This window comes from Paraburkholderia fungorum (genome assembly GCF_046027215.1).
GTDB classification, from domain to species: domain Bacteria; phylum Pseudomonadota; class Gammaproteobacteria; order Burkholderiales; family Burkholderiaceae; genus Paraburkholderia; species Paraburkholderia fungorum_D.
This window is the reverse complement of the sequence record NZ_JAQQEN010000002.1, coordinates 341,011-359,399: the sequence shown is the minus strand read 5'-3', so window position 1 is coordinate 359,399 and position 18,389 is coordinate 341,011. Positions and strand designations below refer to the sequence as shown.

Sequence of the window (18,389 nt, the reverse complement as noted above, 5' to 3'; positions counted from 1 at the left end):
GCGACCAGGCTTGCAACGCTGGCTCATCGTCCAATCAACCCCAATCAACCCGTTAACGAATTAACGAAGACACGCGCCGCATACTGGCGCGATTGCCAAAAATTTACCGGCAATAATTACGGTTCCACTGCCTTTCAACCAGTAAAGTGAATCCTAGTACGGACGGAAGAACATGTAAACGTGAATTGACGCATTTTTCGCGCACGTTTTTCCGTGCAGCGGCCTGACGGATCCAGTCCGATGGCTTTCGTATATGGTTAAAAACTTTGATCACCTAACATTTTAGATACCATCAGCGCGCTGTTCCGGGGAGGGAACGAAATCGGCCTGGCCGCATGCGGCATGTCATTTAGTTGCAACCCTGACTATTGGCACTGCGATAGCACGTTTTTCCACTCGGACTCTTATATACGCCCTTGCCGTTCTTCGTCTTGGCCTCGCCGCCTTTGCTGGTCGTAGTCGTCGCGACGCCGTTCGAATTCCTTTGCGACTTCCATGCATTGCCGGTGTTCGGGTTGTACCCGCCAGCCGCTTGCCCGTTATTACACTCGGTCATGCCGCGCGCGTTCGTGACGCATTCCGCGAATACGCTCGACGACAGCGCCATACCAATCAACATGAGCAACACTTTCATGGCTGTCTCCTAAGGTGGCGGGCACGAGCACGGCTTTCCCGGCCACATCTTCCAGATTAGCCCCATCCTGTTGCGCGCACATTGGACTTTGGTCCTATGGCGTGCAGTTGCCTCCCGTCTGTTTCATCGGGGCCACACCGCAAATACACGCAACCCGGCCGCGCTTACTGCCCGAGAATCGCAAGCGCCGCGCGCATCGGCGCGAAGGATACTTTGACGACCCCGTCCAGCGGCGTATTCATTTCCATGATCAGAAAGATCGCCCCGGATGTGGACAGCGCGCACATCACGAGCGCCGTCATCGTTGTGCCGTTGCGAGGCGCAAACAGGCCAAATGTGCCGAAGAGAATGGCAAGCCACGAAACCAGGATCACGAGCAGCGGGACCGGGATCGAGCCAGTTTGCTGAAGCAGGGCCAGCCAACGCGTCGCTAATACATCATCGACCATTTGCAGCGCCCGTGCCCGCAGTTGACGCTGCTCATCATTGTGCGGCGACAGTGCCTCCACCTCACGCTGGAAGTCTTCTACCCGGGTAATCGCCTCGGGGCCGCTCAGTTTTGCCAGTTGCGAAGGATCACCGGAGGACATCACCGCGACGGAAGCCGCGGTAGTCCGTTTAAGTGCAAGGCGGATGTCATGCGTTTCAGGACCGTACCGGGCCAGCACGCGATCGAGCCGAACAATCTCGGTCGCGCTATGCAACAGCTCGTTGCTCATGGTGTCGAACGAGGTCTTGGCCGACGAAATCAGCAGACCGAGCACCAATGCGGCCATGGTGGCGACGAGGCCCGTCGCCAGTTTGACGACACCGGTCGACTCATCGGTCAGGTGGTGTTGCGGCAATACGGTACGCAGAAACGAACCGAGCAGCGCGCTGCCTACAACGCAAGCGAAGACGATAAAGGCGTCGACAAGATGATTCACCCTCCGGTCCTCCGTCGCTGATACCGCACGTGGCGCCTCGACATCTTGCGCGCCGCACTGCAACGTGCAATTGGACCAAGGTCCAATTGCACACTCACCGTTGCGCGCTTATGGTTTTGCCTGAGCCGACGGCCAATCAGGAGCGGCGATGATCTTTGCGCGGCGACGCGATCGCACTGGACGGTTGCGCATCGGCAGCATGGCGCTACTCCTTTGCCTGCTCATGGTCGATGTGTTCGTCATCCCGTTTGCGCTCGCACCCGGCAGCCTGTTCGTGCGAACGGCGCGAGACGTATTGCTGTCACTGATCCTGCTGAGCGGCATCGCGGCGGTGTCTGACCGTCGCACGCAATATCTCACTGTCGCGCTGGCCGCCGGCGTGGCCATCCTGATTCGCGGCACGGCGTGGCTGCTTCCCCTCGACAGGATTCCGGGCCTGCTCGATGTCACAGCGCTTCTGTCGCTCGGCATTCTTGCCATGGTTGTCGGCATCAAGGTATTCAGTACTGGCAGAGCGACGTTCGACCGGATCCTCGGCGCGGTCGCGCTCTACATATTGATGGGTGTCGTATGGGCGGAGGCCTGTCAACTCGTCAATAGTCACATACCTGCGTCCTATGCGGGTATTGCGCATGGAAGCGCCCAGAACGATCGGGCGACGTGGATTTATTTCAGCTTTGTGACGCTGACGACGGTAGGTTACGGCGACATCACACCGGTCACGCATATAGCCAGATCTCTGGCCATTCTCGAGGCGCTGATCGGTCAGCTCTATCCGGCCATCGTACTTGCGCGCCTCGTGTCGCTGCACGTCGCCGCGGGCGATCCCAGACAAGACCCGCCGTAAGCCGGTGCCGCGTCGTACCCCGCGTCATACCCGCGTCTTATCCGTTACGTGGCGGGTCGTTATTGGACCAAGGTCCAATTGTCTTTACCTGTTGCCAACACCACTATTTATTCCAGCTGATGCGAACTGCAACCGACATCGGCCGCGCGATCACGATCTGTTCAAGCCGCGAAGCATCCGACGCGCGAGCCGCGTTCACACCGTGACGTCATTTCCCTGAATGGAGCATGAACATGTTCAAGTACCTTCGGCTTATCCTCGCCGTCCCACTCCTGCTACTTGCGGTTTCCTGCTCGACCCAGCAGCAGGCGGGTGCGGCTCCGGGAACTGACCCGGAGCTCGAAGCGAAAGCACGCGCGTCACTACAGCAGCTGGTGGACAGTGCACCGCGGACCAAACAGCTGCAGCAAATGGCAAAGGGTGTGCTGGTGTTCCCCGATATTCTGAAGGCGGGCTTCATTGTCGGCGCGCAGGGTGGCAAGGGCGTGATGTTCGGCCCCGATGGCACGGTGCTTGGCTACTACACGGCGCGTGCGGTTTCCTATGGCTTGCAGGCTGGCGGACAAACGTTCTCCGAAGCGATGTTCCTGATGACCGATGCGGCTCTCAGTTATCTCAACACGAGTGACGGCTGGTCGGTCGGCATGGGCCCGAGCGTCGTGGTCGTGGACGCCGGCATGGGCAAATCGATGACCACCACCACACTGCAGTCGGATGTCTACGCGTTTATCTTTGGCCAGCAGGGCTTGATGGCCGGTCTCGGCGTGCAAGGTCAAAAGATCTCGAAATACACTCCGTAACCCGCAGCACGGCGGCTCCCGTCAGGCAGCATCCATGCCGCGCCGGAGCCTCGTGCCACCGCAGTGCGTTTTCGCTGCAACATCATCCATGCAACAAGCGAGGGCCGAACCATGGCGAGGCGTCTCAAACGGTTGGCGATCATTCCAGCGGTTCTGCTAGCAGGCGCTGCCATCGCGCAACAATTTCCGCTTCTCGACATGGCCGCGAGCAAGGTCATTCAGAAGTACCAGGGATCGTCCTGTGAGCAACTGTGGCAGGAACGCGCGCAGGGCAAGGCCCGTCCCAAGTCCGAGCGGGAACAGCAAGCCTTGCAGGTGCTGCACGACGATCCGCAAATGCGGGCCGCCTTCATCGACAAAGTGGCTGCTCCGGTTGCAAACAAACTGTTCGAATGCGGCATGATTCCATGAGTGCCGTCGGGCGCACTCCGTTAGCGGTCTGACTCAGCGAGGCACAGATGACCTACGCGACACTGCTCGCGCGCATGGCGGCGCTCGCACTCGGCCTGGCACTGACCGTGGGTGGCCATGCCCAACAGCAGCACCACGCCTCGAAAACCGCTGCCAAACCGGGCATGAACAACGCCGGGCTGATGTTCAAGCCAGGGCTCGAGCCGCGCGCGGTGGAGATCCTCAAGGACGCGTGCGCGCGCCTCGCGGCCGCCAAGTCGATGTCGTTCACGGCGGTCGTCTCGTATGAAAGCCCCAGCCGTCTCGGTCCGCCGCTCGTCTACTCGACCCGATCGGATGTCACGCTACAGCGGCCGGACAAGCTGCGGGTCGTCACGCTCGGCGACGGCCCTGCGTCCGACTTCTATTACGACGGCAAGACCATGACGGCCTTCGCGCCAGCAGAGAAGCTCGTCGCGATTGCCGACGCGCCCCCCACTATCGATGGTGCGCTCAAGGCCGCATACGATACGGGTGCGATCTACTTTCCGTTCACCGATGTCATCGTCGCCGATCCGTACAAGGACATCGCCGACGGTCTGACAACGGCTTTCTATATCGGCCAGTCGAATGTTATTGGCGGAATCACTACCGACATGGTGGCGTACGTCACCGGAGATGTGTTCGTGCAGATCTGGATCGGTGCGCAAGACAAGCTGCCACGGCGTATTTACGCCGTCTACCTGAACGATCGCGCCCGCTTGCGCCACGTGCTGGAATTGTCGAACTGGCAGTTGGATATCGCCGTGCCGGCGGATGCTTTCATCGCGGCGGACGCCAGCAGCGCGGCGCACATTGCCTTTGCGCGCCCGGACGCAATGCCTGCGTCGGGTATGAAGCCGCCGCCGAAAGTCTTGCGTCAAAAAACCCAGTAAGGAGACGCACATGAGGAACGCCGTCATCCGTCTGGTGGCCCTGCTCATCCCGGCGCTCGTTCCGGCTCATGCGGACGCGTGGTCGCATGCGAGCGCGTTCGGCGGCAGCGTCTCCCACGCGCCCGGTTCGGGGTCGACGACCCGCAGCGATTATGCCGGCGGCAGCGAAACCCACACCTATGGACAGGGCACGACCGCGACGGGCCGTTATGGCGACACGGCCACTCATCAGGAAGGCTCGGGGCAGACCACCGCGACCAACCGGTATGGCGGCACCGCGACCCACACGTACGGTCAGGGCACTTCCGCCACCAACGCCTATGGCGGCAGCGCGTACCATGCCACGGGTTCCGGCTACTCGACCTACACGAGTGCCTCGGGAGCGACGGCCTACCACAGCGCCTATTACGGCGCGCATTACCCCGCCTACCATCCACCCGTCACCGTGAACAGCTATGGCTCCCAATGCTACAACTGCGGTGGCTGGTCCACTGCGGGTGCCGCTGCGGCGGGCGTGGCCGTCGGTGTCGTGGCGGGCGCCGCGATCGCCTCCGCCAACACGGCGGCGGCCACGTCGAACGCGTACAACGCCGGTGTGGCAGCAGGCGCTGCCACCAGCAGTGCGAGCTTTGCAATGGGCGCGGTCTATGCGGTGCTGCCCGCGGGCTGCATCTCGCCGAATGTTCATGGCTCGACTTACGAGCTGTGCGGCAACACCTGGTTTCAGCCCGCATACGGCGCAAACGGTGTCTACTACCGGGTGGTGCCCGCGCCGTAAAACGGCATGACGCACGGCCATTTACGCGTGCAGTTCACTTCGTCGAAGGCGTTGTTGCCGTGCGTAGTGACGCGTGCGCGAGCCTTTCTTCAATGCGTGGAATCGCGTCGCCCACCTCCGGCCTGCCAAGAAGAAAGCCTTGCGCATGCGTGCAGCCGCAATGGCGCACGAAGTCCAGCTGCTCCTGCGTTTCGACGCCTTCGGCCGTGGTCGGCAGGCCGATTTCCCGCGCCAGCGCCACGATGCCGCGCACCACGGCAGCGGATTCCCGCCGATGCACGGACTCCCTGACAAACGAACTGTCGATCTTGAGTTTGTCGAATGAGAAGCGAATCAGCGTCAACATGGTTGAAAAGCCGGTTCCGAAGTCGTCGAGTGCAAGACCGATTCCCAGCGCGCGAAGCGCCGAGACGTTGCGCCGGGTGACGGTATCGTCGCTCAGCAGCACTGTTTCCGTGACCTCGATGTTCAAGCGCGCGGGTGGCAACCCCGTCTCACGAAGAATCGCCGAGACGGTCGCCGCGAACGACGCTTCCCGCAATTGCACCGGCGACACATTGACGGCGACCGTGGCCGCGTCGCGCCACTTCGCCGCTTCCCGGCATGACTGCCGCAACGCCCACTCGCCGAGAGCGAGGATCAGCCCGGTGCGTTCCGCGGTGGGAATGAAGAAACTGGGAGACAACTCGCCGCGCGTCGGGTGCGTCCAGCGCAGCAGCGCTTCGCGGCCCGCGACCGCGCCGCTGCTCAGATCGATGATGGGCTGATACTCCATCCGCAAGCCGTTGAAAGAGCGCAGCGCGCCTTCCAGGTCGCTTCGCAGCAGACTCAGACTTTCGTCCGAAGCGTGCCGGCTGGCATCGAACACGGCGAATGCGCTTTTGCCGCTTCGTTTCACCGCATACAGCGCGCGGTCCGCGCAAATCAGCAATTGCGGCCCGCTTTTCGCATGCTCGGGGTACAGGGAGACGCCGACACTCGCGCCGATATGCACGAGCGCCTCGCTCAACGCAAAAGGACGTGCGAGCGTTTTTACGATTCGGTCGGCCAGCACGAGGATGTCGCCGGCCGGTGTGGAGCAGTCGCAAATCGCCACAAACTCGTCACCGGCCAGACGCCCGACGAACTCACCGCCTGGCAACACTTCGCACAGGCGGGTCGCCGCTTCCTGCAGGATCTTGTCTCCGGCGGCGTGGCCGAGGCTGTCATTGATGGCTTTGAAGCCGTCGAGATCGATCAGCAGAACCGCGAACGACCGATCCTGGCGCCTGGGATTCGCGCTGGTGCGTTCCTGCAGGATTTCGTTGATGCCCGCGCGATTGGGCAAGCCGGTCAGGCTGTCGTGCCCGGCGAGGCGATGGCTCGTTTCGCGCGCCAGCAACAGCGCGACGGTGTCGCGATTGCTGCGCAGCGCAACCGTGAAAAATCCCGCCGCACAGAATGGCGCCTGAAATAGCAGCACGAGCTTGCCGGAGCCTGGCGAAAGCGCCGCCCCCAGGCCCAGCAGGCTGAGAATGAACGTGATCTGAATGAGGACGAGCCGCGGCGTGCCTGAGTTACGTCCGGCCAGGCCGCCGACCACGCCGACCGCGCAAACATTGCCGAGCAGGAAAAGTGTCTGGTTTCCGCTGATATTGCACAGCAGACTGCCGAAACCGAACAGAGCGCTCCACAGAATGCTGACGAACAGGAAGGCTGAAGTAGGTGTCGGCAGGTTGCGCGCGCTGCGGCTGCAACATAGCCGGATCAATACGAGGCGAGCCACCAGCAACGCGATGACGGCGCTCCCCCACCCTGCGTACAGGGCGTTGGGCTGGAGGTAGCAGGCGGTTGCGCAGACACTGATTTCGCAAATCGACGCGAATACGATCGATGCGGTTCGCGTGAACAGATTGGCAAGCAGTATTTGCCGGTTCCCGGCGCTCAGGTCCTGAGCGGAGGATACGAGCCACTTGAAAAACGGAGACCTTGGTTCGCTGAAAGCCATGACCTGCACATTTTTGACCTTGGTGGATCGTGACCCATTGTGCCCCGCAATTATTACGTAACACAATACGTCAGCGTAATTTGAATGTAAGCGGACCGGCCGTCAATTCCCTGTGAGTGTGAAAACCCCGGCGTCACGCAAGCCGGGCCAGATACTGGTGAATGGCCTGAATGGCGGCCGCGCCTTCGCCTACGGCAGCGGCGACCCTCTTAACGGAGCCACTGCGCACGTCGCCAGCCGCAAAAACACCGGGCCGGCTGGTCTCCAGAAAGTGCGGCGGCCGGTCCGCCTCCCATTTGCCACTCGTATCGCCGCCGGTTAGCACGAAGCCATCCTTGTCCAGCGCGACACAGTCGCCAAGCCACCCGGTACTCGGCTGTGCGCCGAGAAACAGGAATACATGCTGGATCGGCTTGTGTTCGATCCGACCCTGGCAATCCCACTTGATCGACTCGAGTCTGGATTCGCCACACAACTCGACGATCTGCGTCCGCGTGTGAAGCGTGATGTTGCCTGTGGCGTTGATGCGCCTGATCAGGTAGTTCGACATGCTCGCGCTGAGTCCGTCGCCGCGAATCACGACATGCACGTGCTGCGCGAATCTCGCGAGGAACACCGCGGCCTGCCCGGCCGAATTGCCACCGCCCACCACAATCAACGGCTGGTTTTTGCAGAAGCTGACTTCCGTGAAGGTTGCGCTGTAGTAGACACCGCGGCCCTCGAAATGCTCCAGTCGCGCAAGCGACGGCTTCCGGTAGCGCGCGCCGGTAGCAATGACCACGGCGCGTGCGTACACGCTCTCTTCGTGATTGAGCCCGATGTGAAACGAAGACGTATCCGTGCAGTCGATCTGCAGTGCTTCGATGGGCACGCCCACTTCCGCCCCGAACTTGCGGCATTGCGACAGGCCGCGGCCCGCCAGCGCCTGCCCTGATATGCCGGTGGGAAACCCAAAGTAATTTTCGATCTTCGAACTCGTGCCTGCCTGCCCGCCGGGCGCTTTGGCATCCAGCACCGCTACGTTCAACCCCTCCGATGCGGCATACACCGCGGCGGCAAGACCCGCCGGTCCCGCGCCCACCACCACGAGGTCGAAGCGCTGCCCGTCCAGCCGGTCCGGACTCAGGCCGATGGCATCGGCCACGGCCCGGTGGGTGGGTTGCCTGAGTACCACGCCCTGTAACGTGATTACCGCCGGAATGTCGGCCTCCGTTAGTTCGTAACGTGCCAGGAGTTCTGCCGTTTCGGGATGTTCGACGATATCGAAGTACGCCGCGGGCTGCCCATTTCGGCTCAGAAAATGGCGCAGGTGAAGCGTTTTGGCGGAGGCTGTACTGCCAATCACCATCACGCCGCCATGCTGGCCCTGGATGAAAGCGACGCGCCGCAGGATGAAGGCCCGCATGATCGTTTCGCTCAACTCCGCTTCGGCAATCACGAGTGAGCGCAACGATTCCTCATCGATCACGATGACCTCGCAATCGGAAATCGCCCGTGCCGATGCCGCCGCCGCCCGGCCAGCAAGCGTGCCGACCTCGCCGGTAAAGCTTCCGGGTCCATGCGTGCCCTTCTTCTTCGAGCCGCTAAGGGACGCTCTCGAGCTCTCGATCGTGCCGGAGACGATGGCGAACATCGGCACGTGCCGGTCGCCTTCTCTGTAAAGCGTGTCGCCGGCCTTCAGCTTTCGCCGCTCGCCGTAGCGCTCCAGTATCGCCATCTGGCTTTCATCCAGGGTGGGATAGACCTGGTGGTAGCGGCTGCCGCCTGATGACAGCTCGTTGGAATTGCCCGAAGCGTCGTTGCCCATCACATACCTCATCCAGTCAGAACGCGATCTTTGCCGTGGAACTGCTGCATCCAGTATGGATATGTTACCTGCGGTCGCGAGACGCAATTGGCTCGCGCGATCATCGATCTCGTCGCTGGAATTGCGGATGAACAAGGGTGGGTGCCGGATGGTCTCGTCCGGTCAGCGCAGAAAAGCGCGTTTTTGGGCCCGGCGGTACACTCGGCAAGCAGACCAGCAAGCACGCAAAACGTACGCGGCGAGCGATCGGTGAACCGCTTGCGCTCACATTCGCCTTCGTTATGGCGATTCCCGGAGAACTGTGCAATGTCCCCTCAAACCGCAGATGACGGCATCGTCACGGTGCGCTCGCACCGCACGGTCGAAGAAGCCGCCGGCAAACTCGCATCTCTGATCGACGCGAAGCACCTCATTCTGTTCGCCCGCATCGATTTTGCCGCGGATGCGCAGCGCGCGGGGCTGGCGATGCTGCCGTCGCAGTTGCTGGTGTTCGGCAATCCGCTGGCTGGGACGCCGCTCATGCAGGCGGTGCCGAAGGCAGCGCTCGATCTGCCGCTCAAGGTGCTGGTGTGGCAGGACGCCGACGGCCAGGTCTGGCTCTCGTATAACGCGACGAGCTATCTGCAGGCGCGGCATGGCGCGCCCGCGGAGTTGATGAAAGCGCTCGACGGTATCGGCGCGCTGGTGCTGGCGGCCGCGGCCGATTGAGTCGAATCTGACGCAGTAACAGGCCGGTAGTTCTATCGGCGCGCCGCCAGGTCCATCGAGCGGCGCGCCAATAGTCTTGCCTGCTTATTGGCCCGTATAGCCGAGCGGAACAGTCGCGTTGGCCTTGGCAACCGTCGCGTTGTTGGACACGATGTACTGCGGCACCTCGGTGAGGGTCAGCGTGACTTTACCGTTGGTATAGGCAAGCGTGCTGGTATTGCCGTAACCATCGATCTTCGTCACGTTGCCCGACGTACCGGCGCCATCCACCTGAAGCGTGTAGCTGGTCGAGTAGGTCTGGCTGTAAAGACCATTGCTCGTCGGCCACTGGGCATTGCTGTGCGTCCACGCAGCAGTCACGACCTTGCCGTTGCCGAGCTGCTGGAACGCATACGCAAAGGTTCCGGACGGCGTACCCGTGACCCGGCCCAATGTATTCGTACCGTCGAGGACACGTGTCATCGTGGCGAAGGCCATGGCTTCGGGCTTCGGCGAGAGGTTCGATGCGCCGTACGCGCCTTGTGCATCATTCAGGTCGAAGAACGTGCCGTATCCCACTTCGCCCGGGTAGTCGGAACCGTAGAACAGCGTCGTCATTTGCGCACCACCGCCAAGCACGATGATGTGCGAGCGTACGCCGACTGCGGCATGAGCGAACAACTGATTCTGCGACGGTCCCGTGGCGCCGTATTTGATACCCGGATCGTAGCTCGTGCCTGCTTCGGTGAAGAACAGCTTCATATTCGGCTTGCCCGCTTGCATCACCGAACGCAACTGCGTCATCTGGTTGTCGAGCGCGTTGGCCTGGTTCGCCGGATCCGGATCGGAGTCCTGCAATTCAGGCGGATGGGACGGGAAGGTGCCGGCGTTCCAGTAACCATGCGTTGAGACCGCATCGATATAGTTCCACAGGCCCAGCGCACCGAACTTCTGCAGATAGCCGGTCGTGCAGGTGGTGCAATTCGCGGGGAACGGATTGCCGGTGCCCATCACGACGGCATTCGGATCGGTCGAGTGGATACCCTGATAAGCCGCCTTGTACATGGCGACGAAATTCGCGTCGCTATCCGCCCAGCCGAGGCTCGGCTCCCACGTCACCTGATAGTAGTTCTTTTGCTGGTTGGGGTAGTTTGCCGCGCGGATCAGGCTCGTATCGGTACCGACCTTGGCCATGAAGCTCTGGAACTCAGGCATGTTCGACGGCGCATAGTAGCTGTCGTTGAACTGGCCGGTCTTCGAATCCCAGGCAGGCAGTCCATCGAGACGCACGATGCGCATCTGATCGGGATTGGCCTTATAGAAGGGATTCAGGTCATTCACGCTTGGCGTGTACGTGTTGGGACCGTTCGGTTCCATGGCCGACACTTCCCGGTCGTCGATGGTCCACGAGATGCCCAGATCATGCAGCGCCGCGATGTTGCCATTGAAGCCCTGCATGCCAAAACGGTGCTGATCCTGATGGGCATACGTGACCGTGCCTAGCACCGGCGTGAGGTTCGGCAACACGCCGAACGTCGCAATGCCCTGCGGACGCGTACCGCTCGTCGGCAACGTGCCGCCGTTCGAGCGCAGCGTCGCCGTCAATGCGCCATAGCCTGACCACGTCGACGTGCAGGGGATCGTGCTGGTCTGCGTACCGGCTTTAACCGCAAAGCTGCCCTGTGCCTTGATCGCGCCATTCGAATCCGCGACGGACCAGACGACCGTGTCCGCGCTCGGTGCGTTCGTGGTAATCGCGAGCTTGAAGGGTGCGTTGTTCTGGAACACGCGCAGGCCGTCGGTGGTAGGCGTGTCGGCGCTGATCGATCCGTTCGCGTTCCCGCCGGATGTTTGCGTCGGCGTGCTGCACGAGAGGGTCGAGCTGCCGGGAGCCGGGGACGGCGTCGGTGTGGGTGTGGGTGTGGGTGTGGGTGTGGGTGTGGGTGTGGGTGTCGGCGTTGGCGTTGGCGTTGGCGTTGGCGTTGGAGTCGGAGTCGGAGTCGGAGTCGGAGTCGGAGTCGGAGTCGGAGTCGGAGTCGGAGTCGGAGTCGGAGTCGGAGTCGGAGTCGGAGTCGGAGTCGGAGTCGGAGTCGGAGTCGGAGTCGGGCCGGCGGCTACCGCTCTAACCCAGCATGATTTGCCATAACCAAACGCAGGATCTGTCTGCGAAACCGCGCCGACATAACAACCTACGCCGTTGCTGATGGTACGCGGCGCAGTCAACATAACCGACGGCGCGTTGGGCGGAACCGCACCGAACACCACCGAGGCTGTCCCGAGGAATGAGCAATTGCCATACTCTTGTGCGCACAACTTGTATTGCAGTCCTGCGACGGTGATGGTGCTTGCCTGGGCCTGCGCGTTTTCCGCACCAAACGATGCGAACACCGTTGCTGCCGCAACCCCCAGTAATTTCAAATTTCTCGTCATTGTCCGTATGTATCGCTAAAAAGCAGGTTATCCCCGAGGATTCAGCAAGATCGAGCAAAGCCGTCCGCTTTGGCGTTGTTGAGTACAGAGAGAGGTGAACCGGCGAACGCGATGATTGCGTTCATTGCTGACGAAGCTGACGCTGCCGATGTGCCCGTATCCGTTAGCAGATACCGTTGGGCATTCGAACGTGTGCTGGCCGCCGCCAGACGGGGCGCGGTGAGCACCCCGATCTGGCAGCGATCAACACATAAACATTACGTATTACTTACCATTTAACGCATGGGGCTGTCTCGACGAAGCTCCATGAGTCCGACGAGGCGGACCCGCACCATCAGGGAAGGCTAGTGCCGGCTGTCCAACGGACCGTCAGGGTGACAAACAGATTTCCGCTCAGCGCATGCAATGACAAAATTGAGGATGCCTGACTGATCGATCAAGTCCCTTTTTGTCCTCGCCACTGATGGGCAACGGTCCCGCGCCGTTGGCCCGCGCCGTTCGAGGCGTCCCCAACCCGGCGGCGCCGTTCAGAACCCGAAAACGGACTATTAGGCGGTGTGCCTCGTTCCAACCGCGTTGCAACCGCGCGCCGGTCGTTCACGCAACTCTTACCGGGCCGACCAAAAATCGCGCGCGAGACCGGCATTACTTACAGCCCCCGTTTTCTGCAGAGGAATTATAAACGTTTCACCCGTGCAACGTCATCGGCACAAAGGCGATAAGCAATAACTCCGGGAATTTTTCGGGCCGACGTTCCCGACCATTTCCCAGAGCAGTGAAACTGGGGGAGACTCCGCCTCCATCCATCGACAAAAGACAAATCTTTGATTTATATGACGAAATAAAATACGTCAAAGTAACGTAACTTAATCTGTTTCATATTATTAATATAAATATACGAACACGATCGCTTAATATTTCACGAGCAGCCCGCAGCAGTCACGTCTGATTTATCAAGGCGCTGCCGTTACGAACCCATACATGACACATGACAGAAAACGGCTTTGCGCGGTCAGGCATCCGATCCGCATGTGTTGACGACCTGCGATCGCGCGTTCACCTTTTCCCGAGGCGGCACTCGGATTGAAAAAGTCGAAATGAAGCTACCGCGCTGGTAAAGTGCCCCTGATTTCGTTGATTCCATAACGTGCTCACTCACCTCGCCGCGCCCTCATGCCGCTCAAGCCAAATCAAGGAAGCGCCTGCCACTCGACCGTGCTTCACACGCGGCATCTTCCTGCTATCACCGCGCTGACCCTGTCTTTGCAAGGATGTACGCTGCGGGGCGCACCGTCGTATGAAATCTTTGGCGCATATTTTCCGCTCTGGCTGCTAAGTGCTGTGCTCGGGTTGGTGGGCGCGCTGATCGCACACCGGATCTTCGTGTCCACGGGGTGGGCGCAAATCGTCCCGTTCCAGCTCTCGGTCTGCCTCGCCGTCGGCCTGACAGTCGCCGTACTCTTCTGGCTTGCGGGAACAGGACAGCTCTTATGAAAATCGCCGGCGTGCGCAAGGCCCCTCTGAAAGGTCGCGTGATCGCGTGCGTGATCGTCGCGGTCGGCCTCGCGGCAATCTACTACGCATACGACCGGACGACCCGGTTTCCGTCGACGGACGACGCGACGATCGACTCCGACGTCGTGCACGTCGCCTCGCCGGTCGGTGGCCGGATCGTCCGGCTCCCGGTCGAAGAGAACCAGCGGGTCGCCAAAGGCGACGTGCTCTTCGAGATCGACCCTGCCCCGTATCGTCTCCTCGTGGCGCAGACCCAGGCCGATCTCGGACTGGCTCGCGCGGCGCTCGCCACGCGGCGCAGGACGATCGTCGGCGAACGCGCGAATGCGGTCATCGCCGACGACCAGAGCGGCAAGGCAGCACACAATTACGATCTGGCGTCGCGCACGGTGCGGCGGCTCACGCCGCTCGCGGCGAAGGGCTACGTGCCGACCCAGCAACTGGACCAGGCGCAAGTCGCGCAACACGACGCCGAGTTGTCGCTGAAACAGGCGCAAGCGCAGAAACACGCGACCGCGCAGACGATCGGCGACGAGGCGGACGCTATTGCCACAGTGCATGCGCGCGAGGCGGCGCTTGCGCTCGCGCAGCACAGTCTCGACGAAACGGTCGTACGGGCGCCCCACAATGGCTTCGTCACGGGGCTGTCGGTTCTGGCGGGCGAGACAGTCGCGCCGAATCAATCGATCTTCACGCTCGTGCATGCGGACGAATGGTTCGCCGTCGCGAACTTCCGCGAGACGGCGCTTGCACGGATCCAGCCCGGCGATTGCGCGACTGTCTATTCCATGATCGATCGAAGCCAGGCCATTCACGGCAAAGTGGTCGGTATCAGCGCGGGCGTTGCCGATTCGGACCGGATCAATCTGCCGCGCACGCTGCCGATCGTTCAGCAGTCCGTGAACTGGGTGCGGGTCGCCCAACGCTTCCCCGTGCGTGTGCGTCTCGACGAGCCGGCCGCCCGGCTGGTCCGCATCGGTGCGAGTGCGATCGTCGAGGTCCGGCATGGCGCAGCCTGCCGGTGATCTCGCCCGACCGGGCCCCGCCGACATCCTGAAACTGCTCGCCCCCTATCCGGGGCGAGCGGCGATGGCAACCCGCATCGCGCTGATCTGCGCGCTCACCGTGTTCGTGACAAGCGCCTACGGCACGCCGGAAGCAGCCATCTCCGCCTACGTGGTGTTCTTCCTGAACCGCCCCGACCGGGTGATGAGCGTGGTGCTGAGCACGGCTCTGCTGTTGCTGGTCACGTTGATCATCGGACTCGTAGTCGTCGTGGCCGCGTTCGCGCTCGACAATCCCCTCTGGCGGGTGGCCTGCATTACGGTGCTGTCGTTCGGCCTGCTGTTCGTGACGTCGGCGAGCAAGCTGCGGCCGGTGGGCGCGATCCTCGCGATGATCGTCGGCTTTACGCTCGACGAACTCGGCAGCGTGCCGTTCGGCGAAGTGGCGACGCGTGCCCTGCTCTACGCCTGGCTGATGGTCGCGATTCCGATCGGCGTTTCGATCTGCGTCAACCTCGTGGTCGCGCCCTCGCCGCGGGCGCTCGCCGGCCGCGAACTGGCGAAGCGCCTGCGGCTCGCAGCCGGGAGCCTCGCCGCGCCCGATGCAACACGCGACGCACTCGGCGCGTGTCTGCGCGAAGGCGATGCGCAGATCGGCACCTGGCTGAAACTCTCCGTCGCCGACGGATCGTCGGCGCGGGCGGATGTCCCCGCGCTGCGGCAGGCCGTATCGTCGACGCTGGCGATCCTGGTCGCCGCCGATCTCGCGGCGCGCGACCCGTCGGGCCGACTGCCGGCATCGTTCGTCGGGCCGATTGTCGGGACCCTGGAGAACATGGCCGCGATGCTCGAGGCGGGTGGCTATCCCGTCGACATCGAACTCAGCCTGCCGGCCGTCACGGAACTCACGGAACTCACGGAACTCACGCCGCTTGCGCGCATCGTCGTCGAGAATCTGCGTGATGCGATCACCCGCTTCGCCGTGGTCGAAACCGCAGTGGAAACTGAAACCCCGCCGCCTGCCGCTGGCAAGCGTGGCGGGTTCTTCCTGCCCGATGCCTTCACCAATCCCGAGCACGTTCGCTATGCGCTGAAGACCACCGTGGCGGCGGTGTTCTGCTATCTGCTTTATTCGCAGATCAACTGGCCGGGTATCCACACCTGTTTCATCACGGTCTACATGGTGTCGCTCGGCACCACCGCCGAGACCGTCGAGAAGATGACGCTGCGGATTATTGGCTGTCTGATGGGCGCGCTTCTCGGCGTCGCTGCGATCGTGTTCGTCACGCCGGTGCTGACCTCCGTCGTCGGATTGATGGGACTCGTGCTGGCCGGTGCATGGCTATCGGCGTGGATCGCTTTCGGTTCGCCGCGCATCGCTTATGCCGGCTTCCAGATCGCATTGGTGTTTTTCATGTGTGTGATCCAGGGCGCGGCGCCCGGTTACGATCTGACGGTCGCACGGGATCGCACCATCGGGATCCTGCTTGGCAATGTGGTCGTCTACCTGGTCTTCACCCGCGTGTGGCCGGTCAGCGTTGCCACGCGGGTCGACACCACGCTCAGCGCGTTACAGCAGCAGTGGGAGCGCTTGGCGGCGCTGGCCCATGCCGGCACGCGCCGGGCGCAAGCCGCGAGTGCAATGGCGCAGTGCGGCGCGCTGGAACAGGACCTCGCGCTGATGCATTACGAGCCGTCGTGGGTTCGCCCGGACCCGCAGTGGATCGCGGAGCGACGCGGTTCATTGGCCAGGCTCGACGCGCTCGCAGGGCCGATGTTCCTGCTCGCTGAACGTCGGCCGGGCGATTCGGCGATCAATGACTGGCTCAGACGCGTGGCTGACGATCTACCGCCGCAACCGGCAGAACCCGGCAGTGCCGCCGCAGTGCAACCGGCCACGTCGGGTGCACATGCCGATGCAGATGCAGATGCAGATGCAGATGCAGATGCAGATACCGCAGCCGACACCATCCGCACCGCCTTGCTGAATCTCGGCGATGCACGTCTCACTCAACTCGAACACGCCGCGTCGGACGACCTGGCGAAGGACCTCACGACTCATGCGCGGGCTTAACCCTCCATTCGCCCTGGTGATCCTGGCCGCGGCGGGTCTGGCCGGATGCGCCACGTCGTCGCTGGATATGGCGCCGGACAACCCGGACCGTCCGTGGCAACCGCAAACGGACGCGGCCGGCGCCATCGTCCCCGGCCCGCCGGCGTCGGCTGCGGCAGGTGCATCAGGTGCGTCGGCCGTATCGGCGGCGTCGGCACGCAGCTATCAGTTGCCGGCGAATCCCGCTCTCGCCGCCGTACCGCCTCCGCCGGCGCTGGAGCAGGCGCATGCATACGGCCTGCCCGAACTGATCGACCTGGCGGAATCGGCGAACCCGCTGACTCGTATTGCGTGGAACGACGCGCGCAATGCAGCGCTCGCGGCCGGCATCGCGAAGACCGCCTACCTTCCGCAATTGTCGCTCGCGGCGATGGGGCAATACGCGGGCGCACACGGTTCGGATTCATCCGTGCTCGGCGATTCGTCGATCACCGGCTCGGGCCATGGCACAACCTCGGTGGTGGCGCTGCAATGGCTGCTATTCGATTTTGGCGGACGTGCCGCACGTGTCGAGGCCGCGTCGCAGACATCGACGATAGCGAATATCGGCTTCACCGCGGTCCACCAGCAGGTGATCTTCGACGTCAGCGTCGCGTTCTACGCGTACCAGGCCGCGCGGGCCCGCATCGCCACGACCCAGCAAGGTTTCGACAACGCCGACGCGATCCTCACCGCCGCCCAGTCGCGCTACAGGCACGGCATCGGAACCGTCATCGAAGTGGCGCAGGCCAACCAGAATCGGGCGCAGGCAAAGCTCGCGCTCGTCGAGGCGCAGGGCGCCGAAAGCAACAGCTATCTGGCGCTGATCTCCGCGATGGGGATTTCTCCGTTATCGAAACCCATGATCGCGGCGATGCCGGCGCACACGCTGCCGGCGACGACGAACGATTCGATCGACCGGATCGTCGCGACCGCGATTGCCCGCCGCCCGGACGTGTTGAGCGCGTATGCGGCCGAGCGTGTCAACCTGGCGAGGGTGAAGGTGGCCGAGTCGGAATTCATGCCGAAAGTGTTCGTCTCGGCTTCGGGCGCATACAACACCGGCAGCTCGTCGATTTCCGCGGTCCCCGCCATTGGCCAGCAGATGCCGACCGTCAACCTGAGCGGCAGCCGTTACGGCGGCAGCGTGATCGTCGGCGTGACGATTCCGCTGTATGACGGCGGCCTGCGCTCGGCGGTGCTCGCCCAGGCGCGCAACGATGCCGACAGCGCATCCACCCGCCTCGCCCGAAGCCGCGAAGAAGCCGTCCGGCAAATCGTCACCGCCCAGAACACGCTGCAGACGAGTCTCGCCGCGCACGCCGCGGCCAAAGACCTGCTCGCCGCCGCACAGACAACGTACGACGCCGCGTTCGACGCGTATCGGCAAGGCGTCGGTTCGATCACCGACGCGCTGCTTGCGCAGAACCAACTGCTGGCGGCGAAGAACGCGGACGCGAATAGTTACAGCAGTGCTTTGTCGGCTGCGGCAGCCCTCGCGCTCGCGACTGGCTCAGTGGATTCGATCCCGACTCAATCCAACTGGTGACGCACTTA

Annotated in this window: 15 protein-coding genes; 10 read left to right on the top strand and 5 right to left on the bottom strand. The window is 62.5% G+C overall.

Annotated features, from left to right (window positions below):
• Positions 1–349: 349 nt before the first annotated feature.
• Entirely contained in the window at positions 350–634 is a 285-nt protein-coding gene (locus PQR27_RS22300) for a hypothetical protein (RefSeq protein WP_408525829.1), read from the bottom strand.
• A gap of 164 nt (positions 635–798) precedes the next feature.
• Positions 799–1,623, bottom strand: coding sequence for a bestrophin-like domain (locus tag PQR27_RS22295; RefSeq protein WP_408525828.1), 825 nt, complete (start codon positions 1,621–1,623; stop codon positions 799–801).
• Between the two features lie 136 nt (positions 1,624–1,759).
• Here PQR27_RS22295 and PQR27_RS22290 point away from each other — a divergent pair, with 136 nt between their 5' ends.
• The 5 genes from PQR27_RS22290 (at position 1,760) to PQR27_RS22270 (ending at position 5,310) form a co-directional block, all read left to right on the top strand.
• Entirely contained in the window at positions 1,760–2,407 is a 648-nt protein-coding gene (locus PQR27_RS22290) for a potassium channel family protein (RefSeq protein WP_408525827.1), read from the top strand.
• A 233-nt stretch (positions 2,408–2,640) separates the two neighbouring features.
• Positions 2,641–3,207 (top strand): lipid-binding SYLF domain-containing protein, encoded by a 567-nt coding sequence (locus PQR27_RS22285; RefSeq protein WP_408525826.1) that lies wholly within the window; start codon positions 2,641–2,643, stop codon positions 3,205–3,207.
• Between the two features lie 132 nt (positions 3,208–3,339).
• On the top strand, positions 3,340–3,618 hold the full coding sequence (locus PQR27_RS22280) for a hypothetical protein (RefSeq protein WP_408525825.1): 279 nt from the start codon (positions 3,340–3,342) through the stop codon (positions 3,616–3,618).
• A gap of 47 nt (positions 3,619–3,665) precedes the next feature.
• Positions 3,666–4,532 (top strand): DUF2092 domain-containing protein, encoded by an 867-nt coding sequence (locus tag PQR27_RS22275; RefSeq protein WP_408525824.1) that lies wholly within the window; start codon positions 3,666–3,668, stop codon positions 4,530–4,532.
• Positions 4,533–4,542: 10 nt separating this feature from the next.
• The gene (locus PQR27_RS22270; protein ID WP_408525823.1) at positions 4,543–5,310 is read left to right on the top strand and encodes a hypothetical protein; all 768 of its coding nucleotides are present in this window, start codon (positions 4,543–4,545) and stop codon (positions 5,308–5,310) included.
• A 34-nt stretch (positions 5,311–5,344) separates the two neighbouring features.
• Here the strand turns inward: PQR27_RS22270 and PQR27_RS22265 are convergent, their stop codons facing one another.
• Together PQR27_RS22265 and PQR27_RS22260 are read right to left on the bottom strand one after the other, a co-directional pair.
• Positions 5,345–7,297: a putative bifunctional diguanylate cyclase/phosphodiesterase gene (locus PQR27_RS22265; protein ID WP_408525822.1), complete on the bottom strand. Its 1,953-nt coding sequence runs from the start codon at positions 7,295–7,297 to the stop codon at positions 5,345–5,347.
• Positions 7,298–7,430: 133 nt separating this feature from the next.
• Positions 7,431–9,104 (bottom strand): FAD-dependent oxidoreductase, encoded by a 1,674-nt coding sequence (locus tag PQR27_RS22260; protein ID WP_408525821.1) that lies wholly within the window; start codon positions 9,102–9,104, stop codon positions 7,431–7,433.
• Between the two features lie 306 nt (positions 9,105–9,410).
• Here PQR27_RS22260 and PQR27_RS22255 point away from each other — a divergent pair, with 306 nt between their 5' ends.
• The gene (locus PQR27_RS22255) at positions 9,411–9,812 is read left to right on the top strand and encodes a DUF302 domain-containing protein (protein WP_408525820.1); all 402 of its coding nucleotides are present in this window, start codon (positions 9,411–9,413) and stop codon (positions 9,810–9,812) included.
• Positions 9,813–9,896: 84 nt separating this feature from the next.
• On the opposite strand, the gene PQR27_RS22250 is transcribed toward PQR27_RS22255, so the two are convergent.
• Complete coding sequence (locus PQR27_RS22250) at positions 9,897–12,221, bottom strand: hypothetical protein (protein WP_408525819.1); 2,325 nt, start codon at positions 12,219–12,221, stop codon at positions 9,897–9,899.
• A 1,173-nt stretch (positions 12,222–13,394) separates the two neighbouring features.
• Here PQR27_RS22250 and PQR27_RS22245 point away from each other — a divergent pair.
• The 4 genes from PQR27_RS22245 to PQR27_RS22230 are packed head-to-tail and all read left to right on the top strand — an operon-like array spanning position 13,395 to position 18,381.
• Positions 13,395–13,715, top strand: coding sequence for a hypothetical protein (locus PQR27_RS22245; protein WP_408525818.1), 321 nt, complete (start codon positions 13,395–13,397; stop codon positions 13,713–13,715).
• Complete coding sequence (gene mdtN, locus PQR27_RS22240; RefSeq protein ID WP_408525817.1) at positions 13,712–14,761, top strand: multidrug transporter subunit MdtN; 1,050 nt, start codon at positions 13,712–13,714, stop codon at positions 14,759–14,761. The genes PQR27_RS22245 and mdtN overlap by 4 nt, the downstream gene beginning before the upstream one ends.
• Positions 14,742–16,814 (top strand): FUSC family protein, encoded by a 2,073-nt coding sequence (locus tag PQR27_RS22235; RefSeq protein WP_408525816.1) that lies wholly within the window; start codon positions 14,742–14,744, stop codon positions 16,812–16,814. The genes mdtN and PQR27_RS22235 overlap by 20 nt, the downstream gene beginning before the upstream one ends.
• The gene (locus PQR27_RS22230) at positions 16,801–18,381 is read left to right on the top strand and encodes a TolC family protein (RefSeq protein ID WP_408525815.1); all 1,581 of its coding nucleotides are present in this window, start codon (positions 16,801–16,803) and stop codon (positions 18,379–18,381) included. Before PQR27_RS22235 ends, PQR27_RS22230 begins: the two co-directional genes overlap by 14 nt.
• Positions 18,382–18,389: the final 8 nt, after the last annotated feature.

Coding starts and splice junctions, on each gene's coding strand:
- mdtN (WP_408525817.1), top strand. CDS start 13,712: ATGAAAATCGCCGGCGTGCGCAAGGCCCCTCTGAAAGGTCGCGTGATC.
- PQR27_RS22260 (WP_408525821.1), bottom strand. CDS start 9,104: ATGGGCAACGACGCTTCGGGCAATTCCAACGAGCTGTCATCAGGCGGC.
- PQR27_RS22245 (WP_408525818.1), top strand. CDS start 13,395: ATGCCGCTCAAGCCAAATCAAGGAAGCGCCTGCCACTCGACCGTGCTT.
- PQR27_RS22230 (WP_408525815.1), top strand. CDS start 16,801: ATGCGCGGGCTTAACCCTCCATTCGCCCTGGTGATCCTGGCCGCGGCG.
- PQR27_RS22265 (WP_408525822.1), bottom strand. CDS start 7,297: ATGGCTTTCAGCGAACCAAGGTCTCCGTTTTTCAAGTGGCTCGTATCC.
- PQR27_RS22290 (WP_408525827.1), top strand. CDS start 1,760: ATGGCGCTACTCCTTTGCCTGCTCATGGTCGATGTGTTCGTCATCCCG.
- PQR27_RS22270 (WP_408525823.1), top strand. CDS start 4,543: ATGAGGAACGCCGTCATCCGTCTGGTGGCCCTGCTCATCCCGGCGCTC.
- PQR27_RS22285 (WP_408525826.1), top strand. CDS start 2,641: ATGTTCAAGTACCTTCGGCTTATCCTCGCCGTCCCACTCCTGCTACTT.
- PQR27_RS22250 (WP_408525819.1), bottom strand. CDS start 12,221: ATGACGAGAAATTTGAAATTACTGGGGGTTGCGGCAGCAACGGTGTTC.
- PQR27_RS22235 (WP_408525816.1), top strand. CDS start 14,742: ATGGCGCAGCCTGCCGGTGATCTCGCCCGACCGGGCCCCGCCGACATC.
- PQR27_RS22255 (WP_408525820.1), top strand. CDS start 9,411: ATGTCCCCTCAAACCGCAGATGACGGCATCGTCACGGTGCGCTCGCAC.
- PQR27_RS22275 (WP_408525824.1), top strand. CDS start 3,666: ATGACCTACGCGACACTGCTCGCGCGCATGGCGGCGCTCGCACTCGGC.
- PQR27_RS22300 (WP_408525829.1), bottom strand. CDS start 634: ATGAAAGTGTTGCTCATGTTGATTGGTATGGCGCTGTCGTCGAGCGTA.